Below are 14,154 nucleotides of genomic sequence, written 5' to 3'. Positions count from 1 at the left end.
TCAGTTTCCTGAATTCGCTGCAAAGGGGGTTACGGTAACAGGGATGCCGGTTGGTAATTCTGTTGCACGGTCGTCACGCAGTTCAATCTCTGCGGCATAGCTGAGCCGGTCGCGGTCATGTTCAGTCAGGGCAAAATAAGGCGTAAACGCCGCTTCTGAAGCGATCCAACGCACCTGGCCCTGATAATCACCAAAGCCGCTAATTTGCACCGTTACTTTTTGCCCATGGCTGTAGGCGCTGAGCTTTTCTGCGGGAATATAGACCCGCGCATAAGGGAGATCTTCAGCGACCAGAACCGCCACAACAGCGCCAGCAGGGGGCTGGGAGCCGTGTTTCCAGGGTAACGCCTCAACGCGGGCAGCCCGGGGGGCCTCGATACTAAGCCGCTCCAGCATAACTTGCTGACGTGCTACTGCAGCCTCAGCAGCATCAAGTTGCGCTCGCGCCTGATCCAGTACTTCAATGGTGGTGCCATCCAATACAGCTTCCAGTTCGGCGGCAGTAGCCTCGTACCGGCCTGATGCCGCTTGATAAGCCGCTTCAGCACGCTCATATTCGGCTTCACTGACCAAATTGCTACCAACGAGCGGTTTCAGGCGATTGAGTTCCTCTGTCGCGTTCTCTAATTCAGCTGCCGCTACTACACGCTGTGCCTGCGTTTGCTCAATAACTTCCTGACGCGGACCGCGAATCAGCTCATCCAGACGCCGTTGCCGCTGATTACGAAGGGCCTTAAGTTCGCTGAGCTGTTCAGTGGCGCGGCTTGCATCAAGTTGCAGCAGAAGACTTCCTGATTCAACCCGATCTCCTTTACGGGCAAGAAGTTTGATAACGGGTTCTGAACGCTCAGCGATAAGTTCAATGCGATCGCGTTCCAGCGTACCGACAAGATAATCCTCATCAGCAGGTGTACACGCATATAACCCGGTTAAAGTGACAACCACCAGTAATAGTCGTCCCGGCATTGAGTGCCGCATTCATAACTCCTTATGCTTGGGCGATTTTATTTAAAAAGCTTAGCAGCTTTTTTAAGAAACGAAGCCGAGGGAAGGCCTTTGTTTTGGTTCCTATCACCATTTATATGATTGCGCATAATGTATATTATGTTAAATAGACTGTTATAAAAGAAAGCCTGGTAACAGTGACTGCTCACACTACCAGGCCATTTCTATGCTTATTAGTCGCTCTGTGCGGCTTCCATTTCCCGCTCAAGACGATTGGTTTCATCAGCACGCGGTTTGGTAAAGCGCGCCAGCCCGAGATAAATCACTGGCGTTAAGTACAACGTAAACAACACCGCAAATGCCAGTCCACCGAATACCACCCAGCCAATCGAATTCCGGGCTTCAGCCCCAGCTCCAATCGACAGAATCAAAGGTAACGCGCCTAACAAGGTCGAAACCAGCGTCATCATAATCGGACGTAATCTGATTTCGGCAGCGTTTTCGATGGCCTGCCGCACACTTTGTCCCTGATCGCGCAGTTGATCAGCAAACTCAACCAGCAGAATCGAGTTTTTGGCGATAAGGCCAATAAGCATAACCAGCCCTATCTGTGAGAATATATTGATCGAAGTGCCGGTAATAAATAGCGCGAAGAATGCCGCGGCAATACCAAAGGGCACTGTCGCCATTACTACCACCGCACTATTGAGGCTCTCAAACTGCGCCGCTAACACCAGCAGCACAATCAGAAAAGCTAAGACATAAGTCATGGTCACTTCGCGCGCGGTTTCCTGATAAGCCTCGGCCTCACCCAGCAACACCATGCCTATGTTATCCGGTAAATGCTCCGCCGCCAGGTTCTGCAGGTTTTCGACCACATCTTCCAGTGCCAGGTCTGCAGGCATCTGCATATCGATCTCAATTGCCCGGCGCTGCTTGCGCCGTTCCAGTTCCGCGGCCACGCCTTCCTCAACGATTGACGCCAGGCTCGACAATGGCACCAGTTCGCCGGTAGCTGAACCTACATACAAATTAGCAAGATCCGTGGGATCGTTAATCTGAGTTCGTTCAGCCTGCAACATTATAGGCACGGCCTGATCGCCTATATTCAAATCCGCTACATCATCGCCATTGATAGCTACCCGCAAGGTCGTAGATATGTCGCTCAGCGGCACACCCAACTCCGCGGCACGCTGCCGGTCAATAACCACCCGCAGTTGCGGTTGGGTTGGCTGGAATGAAATACGTGGATACCCCACTTGCGGCATGTTTTGCTGAATTATGTTGCTGAAATCCTGCGCCGCCTGAAAAATACCTTCATAGGTTTCCCCGGTCAGGGCGATCTCCAGTCCACCACCCTGCCCGCGCAGATTCAGGCTATTGGAGCCAAACGCGCGGGCCGGGGCTCCCGGAATATTGCCCAGCGGACCACTGATCTCGTCGATAATTTCCTGCTGACTCCGTGATCGCTGCTCCCAGTCGGTTAACCGCACCGTAATAAAAACCAGATTCGGATCCCACTGGCCAACCGTGGTATTGATACTATCAACAGCTCCGCCATTTACATAAGGCAGTAAAATCTCTTCCATTTTCCGCGCTTGCCGATCCATAAAGTTCAGGCCAACGCCATCAGGCCCGCGCGCGAAAATCCGAATGGTGCCACGGTCTTCCGTTGGCATCAGCTCATTATCGATCTGGGTATAAAACCACACTGATGTACCTGCAATCAGACAGCTGACCGCAAATACCCAAATGGCTTTATTAAGTACCCAGTTTAATGTGCGGGTATAGCGGTCCCTGAATTGGTTTCCAAGCCGCTGCAGACGTGTTTCTTTTTGATTCTTTAACGGTAGCCGGGCAGTCAGAGCGGGTACCAGTGACAGGGCGACAAAAGAAGAAATAATTACCGCCGCCGCCAATACCCCGCCAAATTCACGGAATAGCCGCCCTGCTGTTGATGGCAGGAAGGCAATAGGAACAAATACCGCCACCAGTACCGCGGTGGTCGCAACGACCGCGAAAAAGACTTCCCTGGTACCGATAACTGCTGCGGCTCGTGCGCCCAGCCCCATGCCACGGCGGCGCTGAATATTCTCAGAAACCACGATGGCATCATCAACAATTAAACCGGTCGCCAATACCAGCGCTAACAGGGTCAGAATATTAATCGAAAAGCCCAGCGCCCAGATCACTGCAATCGAACCAATCAGTGCGACGGGTATTGCCAGCGCCGGAATTATTGTTGCCCGGCCGGAACCAATGAATACCCAGAGCGTGGCGATAACCAGCAGGATAGTCAGGCCAAGGGAGGTGATCACTTCTTCGACCGAACTGCGAATGAACTTCGCATCATCCGAAGTAAGCTGGATTTCGAGTTCCGGGTATTGATCGCGCAGTCGCTCGACCAGCGCCAGCACTTCGTTAGAAATTTTGATGGTATTAGATTGTGCCTGCCGGATAATACCCAGGCTAAGCACCGGCTTACCATCTAACCGGACCATACTGCTGGCGTCCGCTGGGCCAAAAAATACCGTAGCCACATCACCAACCCGGGTGACGCCCTGAACCACGATTTCTTCAACATCTTTAACCGTCACCGAACTGGCATCGGCACGAACGATCAGCTGTTGGTCGGTGGATTTCAGGCTACCAGCGGGCACATCAAAAGGTGCTTGCCGTAAGGCCGTTGCCAGCTGCGTAACGGACAGGTTATAGCTGGCCAGCCGCAGCGGATCGATAACGACCCGTAATACCATGCGCCGATCGCCATTGAGGCGAACATCAGCAACCCCGGGAATACTCAGGAAGTTTGGCGCCAGGTCGGTTTCGACGCGCTCGGTCAGTGTTTCGAGATTCAGGGTGTCGCTTGAGATAGCTAATGACACCACCGATTCAGCATCACTGTCTGCCTTGATAATGGCGACGTTCTCAACTTCCTCGGGTAACTGGCGCTGAACCCGGCTAACCGATTCCCTTGTTTCGTTCGCGGCGTTATCCAGATCTATGCCCGGCCGAAACTCGACCACAATACGGGAGCTGCCTTCTTCACTGGATGCTCGGATTGACTTCACTCCACTGACCCGGGCAACCGCTCCTTCAAGGCGGCTTGTTACTTCAGTATCGACTGTTTCAGGTGCCGCGCCGGGATAACTGGCTGATACCGTTATCAGAGGACGATCAACGTCCGGCAGTTCACGAACTTCAACACCGTTTATAGCAGCGTAACCAGCGATAATAATAAGCAAGTTCAGAACAATAATCAGAATCGGCCGACGAATGGCCATTGAAGGTAAGTCATTTAATTGCGGAGCCCACTTCATTAATTGATCTCCGTGGTTTGTTCAACTCGCACCTGTTGTCCTTCGCGCAACTGCTGCACACCTTCGACGATTAGCGAATCGCCGAGTTGCAAGTCACCGGATACCAGGATCCTGCCTTCCAGCCGTTGCTTGATTTCAACATCCACTCGCTTCGCTTTGTTGTCTTCGACAATCCACAGATAGGCGCCTTCAGCACCCCACATCAATGCCGCTTCAGGGATAACCGGGTAACTATTCCCCTGTAAAGCAACACTGACCCGAAAGCTCATACCGGGTCGGAATGTGTCTTCTTCATTATTAAGTAAAGCCCGCACGCGAATGGTACGGCTGCCAGGTAAAATACGTGAATCGATATGGACGATTTCAGCAGAATACGCTTTGGCCTGCCGGTTCCATGGGCGCACCGACAAACTCGCGTTTTCTTGCAGCAGTGGCAGCGCCAGTTCCGGGGCGGCAAAGTCTACATACAATTGGTCGCGCTGATCCAGGGTGGTAATTAATGTCTGTGGGGTGATCCTGTCGCCCGCTTCGACGTCAGTAATACCGACGTAACCGGCAAACGGGGCTCTGATCTCGCGATCTTCAAGCGCAGTGCGGGCTTCATCCACGGCGACTTTCAGTAAATCACGAATGGTACTGGCGTCATCCAGTTGGCTCTGAGGTATAGCGCCCTGCTCGCGCGTGCGGCGCAGACGCTCGACGGTTCGTTCGGCGTCAGCTAATTCAATTTTAGCGCGTTCCAGTGCGATTTTCTGACGGCGGTTATCCAACTGTACCAACAGCTCGCCCTGCTCGACCAGATCTCCGGCGCTAAAAGTCACCTCCCGCACCAAATCTCCTACCGCCGGGAATAGTTCAACGGATCGCGTCGCTTCCGCATAGCCTACGGCATCAACCCGCTCTTCCGCTCGTTCGAAACCAAGCGGCTGAACCAGAACCAGCGCAGACCTCTCGCCACCCCATTGTTGAGCAACTGTGCCCGTGACACTCGCACAGGTCAAAGCGATGATTAATCCTAATCGGCCAAACAACTTCATAAATGGTCTATCCTTGATAAAAAATTCAGATTTATAGTCTTCGATTCGTTTAATAGGTCTATTTGAGCAAATACGATCACAAAAAAATGCTTAAGTTCGATGAACAGCGGTTCTAATACGCCAGTTTCACAATTTGGCCGGGAATGTCGTCATTTTGATCATATTTCGTAGTGCCTGCGTAGGAATTAAACTTAAGACCAATAAAACCACAAGTATGGGGACACCGCTTGTCTATGAAAATACGGACTACTCAAATAGTACTGTACCTCGTATTCCTAAGCGCATCGCTGCCGGTGCAGAGCCAGGATCAGGCGAAGGTAGCCGTTACACAGGTTAGTCGTCAGGCTATCATTGAACAGATTAACGCCAGCGGCTCATTAGTCAGTCTGCGTAACGCTGAAATCAGCGTGAAAACCGCGGGTGCAGTGCAGCATACCACGGCGGACGCTGGCGACAGCGTTAGTGCCGGCCAATTGTTACTGCAACTTGATGACAAGCTGGTTCAACGTGAACTGGCATTGTCTGAAGCACGCGAACAACAAGCTGAAATACTTGCTGACGACGCCGAACAGCAACTCAGTGAGCTGCTCACCCTGGCGGCACAGGATAACGTCGCTGCCAGCGAAGTCAGGCGCGCTCGCGCCAGATATGCCGCGGCCCAGGCTGAAGCTGAAGCCGCGCAGGCTGAACGGGCTCGCATTGCCGTTATTGCTGACTACCATCAACTGGTGGCACCTTTTAGCGGTATCGTTGCACAGCGCCATGTCACAGCCGGTGAATGGCTCGATCCCGGTGATACCGTCTATCAGTTAGTTGATCTTGAGCAGGTCTACGCAGATTTCTACCTGCCCGAGCATGCCGCCAGTCTCATTAATAATGAAGTGACAGTGCAAATTCAGTCCGGCACTGCGGATACGCGCTTCAGTGGCGAGTTAACTGACATTGTTCGGGTAGCAGACATTCCCAGCCGTACCTTTTTGGTCCGCGTGCAACCAGAGCCTGCATTACCAGAGCAAGCCATCGTGGGTGCTCCCCTTACTGCGATATTCCGCTTTGAACTAGAACAACAGGGCCTGGTGGTGCCGCGGGATGCGATCCTGCGGTATCCGGACGGCCGCATCGCCGTCTGGATGGTTAAATACGATAAGAACGACTCACCGTACGCTGAGCAACAAATTCTGCAAATCGGCCGAACCTTTGACGGTCTGGTCGAAATTATCAGTGGGCTGAGCGAGGGCGATACGGTAGTCGTGCGCGGTAATGAGGCCCTGCAGCCTAAACAGCAACTGGCAATCGTCGAGGACAAGGGTGAAACAGATGGAGCAACGAATTAATGTTTGAACCCATCATTCGCCGCGGGATCATTATGACCGTTGGCGTCCTGATCCTGGTGGTGCTTGGCGTCGTGGCCACATTCCGGATCCCGGTGCAGATGATACCCGACCTGGAAGTACGCACTATTTCAGTGCAGACCACTTGGCCTGGCGCCACGCCACAGGATATTGAAAAGGAAATCCTCATCGAGCAGGAAGAGTACCTGCGCAACGTTCCGAATTTGCAACGCATGACCGCTACCGCTGTAAGCGGACAGGCCACCATAGAGCTGGATTTTCCCTTTGGTGTCGATGTCACCGAAACCCTGATCCTGGTCAATAACGCCTTGAACCAGGTGCGCGACTACCCCGCTAATGTGGATGAACCGAGGATCTTCGCTGCGTCGTTCTCAAGTAACGCCTTTATGTATTACCGGGTCAGCCCCCTGCCCGGCAATCCGCAACAACTGAATATGGTCATGAAGCGCGATTTTGTCGAGGACAACGTCCGCAACCGCATGTCATCAGTAGATGGCGTTTCGCAAATTACTGTAAGTGGTGGAGCTGAACGGCAAATTCAGATCCACCTCGACCCGCAGGCGCTGGCTAATCGCCGCATTACGGTTACCCGGGTCAGAGATATTATTCTTAACCGTAACCAGGATACCTCTGCTGGTGAAGTAGAAAGCGGTAAGCGCCGCTATCTGCTGCGTACCGTGGGTCGCTACGATGACTTTGAAGAATTAAAAAACACCGTGATAGCGCAGCAAGGCGACCAGATTACCAGACTACGCGATGTAGCAACCGTTGTATTTGACCATTATGAACTGCGCTCAGAGTCCTGGAACGGTAACGACCCGGTTATTGGTCTGCAGGTTCAGCGTGAACTTGGTTCAAATGTTATCAACATTAAGTATGCCATGCAGGAGGAAGTCGATCGTATCAATAAGGAGGTCCTCGAACCTGCCGGGATGATTCTCGAACTCACCTCTGATGATGTTCGCTACGTAGAAGCCTCGGTTAGCAACGTCCTGAAGAATCTGGCGCTGGGTGCTGTTTTTGCCACCCTGGTTATGTATCTGTTTCTGCGCAACGTTAAGATTACCGCGGTCGGTGTACTCGGCATTCCGATTTGTACGATTGCCGCGTTCCTCGGCCTGTTACTGTTCGGCCGCACCATTAACGTGATTTCACTGGCGGGTGTCGCCTTTGCGATCGGAATGACGCTGGATAACACGGTGGTGGTGCTGGAGAGTATAGAACTGGCCCGTAAACAAGGCATGAAACGCTTTGAAGCTGCTGTGGCCGGCGTGCGTCAGGTGTGGCCAGCGGTGTTAGCGGCAACTCTGACCACCATTATGGTATTCCTGCCGATCGTCTTCATTCAGGAAGAAGCCGGGCAGTTATACTCTGATGTGGCGATCGCCATAGCTTCAGCGATTTTTGTATCGATGCTGGTGGCCATTACTCTGGTGCCAACCCTACTGGCCCGCGTTGATTTTCCAGACCAAGTAAAGGAGACCGGCTCAGGTCTGAAAGATGCCGCTGTGGAGCGTTTTGCGCGCAGCTTCAGCTCGCGCAAGGCGCGTGTCACAACCCTTATCGCCACCCTGGTCACCAGCGGTGCCATCGTATTCTGGTTGACGCCACCAGCAGAATATCTGCCTGAAGGCGAAGAGGCTAAGACTTTTGCTACCATGAGTGCGCCGCCAGGCTATAACCTCGAAACCATGAGCGATATTGCTGCCGAGCTACGGGACTACTTTACACCGGCGCTCGACTATGACGCCGGCCAGTACGCTAAAGGCGAAGTCGATATCCCGGCGTTAATGACCTTTACGCTTAATGTATCGCCGGAAAGCATCATGATAATTGCTGAGACCAAGGTCGATGCAGAGATCCAGCCGTTGATGGATATCATTACCCGCAAATACGAAAGTTACCCTGGCATGCGCGCCTTTGCTTCGAAAGGCTCAATAATCAGCAGTAATGATGGCGGCACCCGAAGTGTCAATCTGGATATCTCCGGGGCTGATCTGCAAGCTGTTTACCGGGTGGCCCTCGCCGCTTACCGCAAAGCCGACGAGGTGCTGGAAAATCCCCGTATTCAGTCGCAGCCCTCCGCACTATCCCTGGCCCAGCCTTTAGTGCAGGTGCGGCCTGACTGGCGCCGGCTTGAGGAGCTGGGCTTAACCGCTGAAGACTTTGGTTACCTGGTCGCGGCGCTGACTGACGGCGCCTTCGTAAATGAGTTTTTTATGGCCGATGATAAAATCGATATTTTTCTTTATAGCTCGGCCGGACCCCAGAAGCAGCTCGATCAGTTACCTGATCTGCCGGTGTATGGCCCACTTGGCGGGCCGGTTCCCCTGTCATCGCTGGCTGAAATCGTACAAACCGTTGATACCAGCACTGTTCGCCGTGTGGACGGCCGTCGTACCGTAACTTTAAATATTATCCCACCCCAGGACATTCCACTTGAGCAGGGCGTGCAGATTGTAATCAACGATGTGGTTGGTGACTTGCGTGATCAAGGGGTGATCCCGGCGGATATCACCACCAGCATTTCCGGCGCGGCCGACCAACTAGCCGCAACCCAGGCCGAGCTCTCGACCAACTATATTGTCGCCTTGGTGATTATATACTTGCTATTGGTTGCCATCTTCAGCCACTGGGGCTATCCGCTGCTAATCATGGCAACCATCCCGCTTGGTGTCGCCGGCGGCCTCGTTGGTCTGGCACTAATGAACGGTATTGGTTCATTATTGCCGCTGTTTGGCCTGCGCGAACTTAACCAGCCATTTGATATGATTACGATGTTAGGCTTTTTAATTTTAATGGGAACAGTGGTCAATAACCCTATTTTAATCGTGCATAGATCGGTTGAGAATGCCCGCGAAGCTGGCAAGAACATTGTCGAGGCGGTCAGAGAAGCTGTGGACTCACGTATCCGTCCGATCGCGATTGCCACCATAACGACGGGTTGTGGCCTCTCACCACTGGTGTTTATACCCGGCGAGGGTACAGAACTTTACCGTGGAGTTGGCGCTATCGTGTTATTTGGCCTGATTGGCGCAACCATAGTGACGCTCACGACCTTACCGGCGCTGACAGTGACTATCCTTAAGATTCGTGAGCGGTGGCGTCAGTAATGAACATGAACTGATACACTGCTGGCAAGGCACCCACATCCCCCGTGAGCGGAACTGTCACCAGCCACTGCATGACGGGTTCAGTGCACGCGCCAAGAATAATTTCAGACTGCCATGAACCAGACGCTGTCTGTTGCCACTGCAACGGCATATGCCCCATGTTCATATTCATGCCCGACACCCGGCTATCGTAAGGGACAACACCGGGCGGAAGCTCAAGCAAGATGATTAGCGGCCGCTCAACCTGCGGCTGTTCTGGAAATAATGTCACCCTGGGGTTATCATAGGCATGGTCGATATTGGGGGTTTGCTGTGTTGTCGTTTGAGGGCTACAGTTAACCGTTATCAATACCAGAGAACCAATAATCAAAAGTGTTTTTAAGTTCATAACATAGTTTCTCAACGGGCAGCGCTGCCGTGGGTTTGAATAATTTTTACTCAGGCAGTATCGCGACTTGATATTTCGCACGTTTTAGCCTGTATTTTTGTGGGTATTCCTCGTAAAATGCGCCGGTTTGTTGCACTGTCCGAGCAGCATCCCGAGCAGCATTAATTTTTAGTCATATTACTCTGTTTCTCACTCAGAGCATAAGCCGCGGAAACATAAGATGAGCCAAACGAGTCCATACAAAGTAGAATATAACCTGAAAGTTGTCCGGCAATTTGCCGTGATGACTGTCATCTGGGGAATCATCGGCATGGCAGTGGGCGTATTAATCGCTGCTCAGCTGATCTGGCCGGTATTGAATTTCGACACCTCATGGCTAACTTATTCCCGCCTGCGGCCGTTGCATACCAATGCAGTTATTTTCGCTTTCAGTACCTCGGCCCTGATGGGTACATCTTTTTACATTGTCCAGAAGACTTGCCGCACGGCACTATTCTCTAATCGCCTGGCCGCCTTTGTTTTCTGGGGCTGGCAGGCGGTGATTGTGGCCGCGGTCATCACGCTGCCGATGGGGCTGACTTCAAGTAAGGAATATGCGGAACTGGAATGGCCGATCGATATTCTGATCGCTCTGGTCTGGGTCGCTTATATTATTGTTTTCTTCGGCACGCTGGTACGTCGCCGCACACCACATATCTATGTAGCTAACTGGTTCTATGGCGGCTTCATTGTAACTGTTGCCGTGCTTCATATCGTCAACAGTATGGTTATCCCGGTTTCTTTTACTAAATCATACAGCCTCTATTCAGGTTCCATCGATGCCATGGTGCAGTGGTGGTACGGCCATAATGCCGTAGGCTTCCTGTTGACCGCTGGCTTCCTCGGTATGATGTACTATTTTGTGCCTAAGCAGGCTGAGCGCCCGGTTTATTCATACCGTCTCTCGGTCGTTCATTTCTGGGCCCTGATTTCCCTGTATATCTGGGCTGGTCCGCACCACCTGCATTACACTGCCCTGCCGGATTGGGCGCAGTCGCTGGGTATGGTGATGTCGGTAATCCTGTTCGTACCGTCCTGGGGCGGCATGATCAACGGCATTATGACCTTGTCGGGGGCTTGGCATAAACTGAAAACCGATCCTATCCTGCGCTTCCTGATCGTATCGCTGTCCTTTTACGGCATGTCGACCTTTGAAGGCCCGATGATGGCAATCAAATCGGTTAACGCGCTGTCGCATTACACCGACTGGACCATTGGGCACGTTCACTCAGGCGCCCTGGGTTGGGTCGCGATGATCACCATTGGCTCGCTCTACTATATGATTCCGCGTCTTTGGAGCCAGACAGAAATGTTCAGCGTGCGCTGGATCAACACCCACTTCTGGTTACACACCATTGGGGTGGTGCTGTACATCGTCTCGATGTGGATCTCCGGTGTTATGCAAGGTCTGATGTGGCGCGCGGTAAACTCGGCTGATGGTACTCTTACCTACAGCTTTATTGAAGGTGTTGAGGCTTCCTACCCGTTCTGGTTCATCCGCTTTGCCGGTGGCCTGTTTATTGTCGCGGGTATGCTGTTAATGGCCTACAACGTCTGGCTGACCATCCGCGCCGGTAAGCCTACTGTCGAAAGTATTGACGTTGTGCCAGCTAACCCTACAACGAAGCCAGCATAAGGAGTCGGCATCATTATGAAAAACCTGAAACATGATTTTGTTGAAAAAAATGTTGGCTGGCTGGCAATTCTTTTAACCATAGCCATTTCGGTCGGTGGTCTGGTTGAAATTGTCCCGCTGTTATTCCAGAAGCAGACTAATGAGCCGGTAATCGGCTTGCAACCATACACAGCGCTGGAGCTTGAAGGCCGGGATATTTACATTCGCGAAGGCTGTAATAATTGCCATAGCCAGATGATTCGCCCATTCCGGGCCGAAACAGAACGTTATGGCCATTATTCGCTGGCGGGTGAGCACGTCTGGGAGCACCCTTTCTTATGGGGATCCAAACGGACAGGCCCCGATTTGGCTCGCGTCGGTGGTCGCTACAGTGATGAGTGGCACTATGTGCACCTGATGAACCCTCGCGATGTAGTACCTGAATCCAACATGCCAGCTTACCCCTGGCTTGCGGAAAATACCCTGGATGGTGAACTGACCGCTAAGAAAATGGAAACTTTCCGTAAATTTGGCGTTCCTTACACGGATGAAGATATTGCCAACGCCCGTGCCAGCGTAAAAGGTCAGACTGAAATTGATGCTCTGATTGCTTACCTGCAGGTGCTGGGAACAGGCTTGCAACAGCAAGGTAATTAATATGGATTACATCACCTGGCGCAGTTTATACACTATATTGGTTTTCGTACTCTTTATCGGTGTGGTTTGGTGGGCGTACAGCAAAGGTCGCAAGCGGCGTTTTGATGATGCAGCCAAGTCAATTTTTGATGAGAATGAACTAACCTCAACCACCAAAGAAAGTACAAAGCAGGAGTCAAAGAATAATGAGTAGCTTCTGGAGTGCATGGATCATCCTACTGACCCTGGCCTTTCTGGTCGGTATTATCTGGCTGCTTCGCTGGAATATGCATAATTACACCGGCATTAAAGAAGGCGAGCTGATGGATCATGACTTCGACGGCATCGTCGAACTCAATAATCCAATGCCAAAATGGTGGACTTACCTGTTCTGGATCACAATCGTATGGGGCTTTATCTACCTGGCTCTCTACCCTGGCCTCGGTAACTTTAAAGGTTTATTGGGCTGGAGTAGTTCAAACCAGGACGTTCGCTCGCTGGAAGAATCACAGGCTGCCACCGAAGCACACCGCGAGGCAGGTCTTATCGTTCAGTACGATCGCGAGGTTCAGCAGGCTGAAGAGGCTTTTGGCCCTATATTTGCCGCCTACGCTCAACAACCCATTGAAGAGCTGGCAAAAGACACCGAAGCTTTAAAAATTGGCCAGCGCCTGTATCTGCAGAATTGCGCCCAGTGCCATGGATCCAATGCCATGGGCGGTAAAGGTTTCCCTAACCTGACCGACGACGAATGGATTTGGGGCGGTAGCCCGGAAGCTATCAGACACTCACTGCTGTACGGCCGCATCGCCCAGATGCCAGCCTGGAGTGAGCAGTTCTCGGAGCAACAGATTACCGAACTGGCTACTTATGTGTTGAGTCTCAGTGGTCGTAAGGTTGACCCTGACCTTGCCGCTGCCGGTAAACAAAACTACGCTGTATGTGCTGCCTGCCATGGTATGGACGGCAAAGGTAATCAACAACTTGGCGCTGCCAACCTGACCGACAACATCTGGCTGTATGGCGGTTCTCAGGCAGCGGTAGAAGAAACCTTACGGGATGGTCGTAACGGCGTGATGCCGGCCTGGAAAGATATTCTCGGTGAGGACAAAGTGCACGTAATCAGTGCATATGTTTACGGGCTGTCGCAGTAACTTGAGAAACCCCGCTTCGGCGGGGTTTTTTCTATAACGAGGTAGTAACGGTTTTATGTCTAAACCCTGGTATAAACAGTTCTGGCCGTGGTTTCTTATGTCACTGCCGTTTTCGGTGATCATTGCCATGATCATCACTCTGATTATTGCTGATAGTTATGGCGACAACCCCATGGTAGTCGACAACTATTATAAAAAGGGACGCGGAATTAACGCAGAAGTAGAAAAGATTCAGGCTGCGCAGCAATTAGGTATCGAATTGCTCTACACCCAGACTAACCGGGAATTCACCATTCGCTTTAACAGCGGACGACCGGAGCAGCTAACCGCACTGACGGTGAGCTTTTATCATGCGACCCAGGCCGAAAAAGACTTCAGCCAGGTACTCACCGCCGATGCCCAGGGCGTGTTCCGCGGCCAGTTGCCGGAAACTGCGGAGCAAGGTAAGTTTACCATTACCGTGATCCCTTATACCCGCGCCTGGCGCCTGAGCCAGACCATTAGTTTACCAGCAAAAGAAGTTATACTGCGGCCCCTCACCTATGGCGTCTAGCA

General features: G+C 52.2%; 11 protein-coding genes. 7 read left to right on the top strand and 4 right to left on the bottom strand.

What is annotated here, in order from left to right:
* The 3 genes from R3196_RS00885 to R3196_RS00875 all read right to left on the bottom strand — a co-directional run bounded on the left by R3196_RS00885 (nucleotide 1) and on the right by R3196_RS00875 (nucleotide 5,302).
* Complete coding sequence (locus R3196_RS00885) at nucleotides 1-978, bottom strand: HlyD family secretion protein (protein WP_318934719.1); 978 nt, start codon at nucleotides 976-978, stop codon at nucleotides 1-3.
* A 200-nt stretch (nucleotides 979-1,178) separates the two neighbouring features.
* Entirely contained in the window at nucleotides 1,179-4,265 is a 3,087-nt protein-coding gene (locus tag R3196_RS00880) for an efflux RND transporter permease subunit (protein WP_318934718.1), read from the bottom strand.
* Nucleotides 4,265-5,302 carry an efflux RND transporter periplasmic adaptor subunit gene (locus tag R3196_RS00875; protein WP_318934717.1) on the bottom strand — a complete coding sequence of 346 codons (1,038 nt, stop codon included), beginning with the start codon at nucleotides 5,300-5,302 and terminating at the stop codon, nucleotides 4,265-4,267. Before R3196_RS00875 ends, R3196_RS00880 begins: the two co-directional genes overlap by 1 nt.
* A gap of 233 nt (nucleotides 5,303-5,535) precedes the next feature.
* Here R3196_RS00875 and R3196_RS00870 point away from each other — a divergent pair, with 233 nt between their 5' ends.
* Both R3196_RS00870 and R3196_RS00865 read left to right on the top strand, forming a co-directional pair.
* Entirely contained in the window at nucleotides 5,536-6,636 is a 1,101-nt protein-coding gene (locus tag R3196_RS00870; RefSeq protein WP_318934716.1) for an efflux RND transporter periplasmic adaptor subunit, read from the top strand.
* Nucleotides 6,636-9,767 carry an efflux RND transporter permease subunit gene (locus R3196_RS00865; protein WP_318934715.1) on the top strand — a complete coding sequence of 1,044 codons (3,132 nt, stop codon included), beginning with the start codon at nucleotides 6,636-6,638 and terminating at the stop codon, nucleotides 9,765-9,767. Before R3196_RS00870 ends, R3196_RS00865 begins: the two co-directional genes overlap by 1 nt.
* On the opposite strand, the gene R3196_RS00860 is transcribed toward R3196_RS00865, so the two are convergent.
* Nucleotides 9,739-10,038, bottom strand: coding sequence for a hypothetical protein (locus tag R3196_RS00860; protein ID WP_318934714.1), 300 nt, complete (start codon nucleotides 10,036-10,038; stop codon nucleotides 9,739-9,741). The genes R3196_RS00865 and R3196_RS00860 overlap by 29 nt on opposite strands.
* 337 nt (nucleotides 10,039-10,375) lie before the next feature.
* Between R3196_RS00860 and ccoN the strand changes: the two genes are divergently transcribed.
* The 5 genes from ccoN to R3196_RS00835 are packed head-to-tail and all read left to right on the top strand — an operon-like array spanning nucleotide 10,376 to nucleotide 14,152.
* Nucleotides 10,376-11,830, top strand: a complete 1,455-nt coding sequence (gene ccoN / locus R3196_RS00855) for a cytochrome-c oxidase, cbb3-type subunit I (RefSeq protein ID WP_318934713.1) — start codon at nucleotides 10,376-10,378, stop codon at nucleotides 11,828-11,830.
* A 15-nt stretch (nucleotides 11,831-11,845) separates the two neighbouring features.
* Nucleotides 11,846-12,466, top strand: coding sequence for a cytochrome-c oxidase, cbb3-type subunit II (ccoO, locus tag R3196_RS00850; protein ID WP_318934712.1), 621 nt, complete (start codon nucleotides 11,846-11,848; stop codon nucleotides 12,464-12,466).
* A 1-nt stretch (nucleotide 12,467) separates the two neighbouring features.
* Nucleotides 12,468-12,659: a cbb3-type cytochrome c oxidase subunit 3 gene (locus R3196_RS00845; protein ID WP_318934711.1), complete on the top strand. Its 192-nt coding sequence runs from the start codon at nucleotides 12,468-12,470 to the stop codon at nucleotides 12,657-12,659.
* The gene (ccoP, locus tag R3196_RS00840; protein ID WP_318934710.1) at nucleotides 12,652-13,599 is read left to right on the top strand and encodes a cytochrome-c oxidase, cbb3-type subunit III; all 948 of its coding nucleotides are present in this window, start codon (nucleotides 12,652-12,654) and stop codon (nucleotides 13,597-13,599) included. Before R3196_RS00845 ends, ccoP begins: the two co-directional genes overlap by 8 nt.
* A 55-nt stretch (nucleotides 13,600-13,654) precedes the next feature.
* The gene (locus R3196_RS00835; RefSeq protein WP_318934709.1) at nucleotides 13,655-14,152 is read left to right on the top strand and encodes a FixH family protein; all 498 of its coding nucleotides are present in this window, start codon (nucleotides 13,655-13,657) and stop codon (nucleotides 14,150-14,152) included.
* The last annotated feature ends 2 nt before the right edge of the window (nucleotides 14,153-14,154 follow it).

The sequence above is a fragment of the Pseudidiomarina sp. genome (assembly GCF_033722695.1).
Taxonomy (GTDB): Bacteria; Pseudomonadota; Gammaproteobacteria; order Enterobacterales; family Alteromonadaceae; genus Pseudidiomarina.
This window is presented reverse-complemented; position numbering and strand designations above follow the sequence as displayed.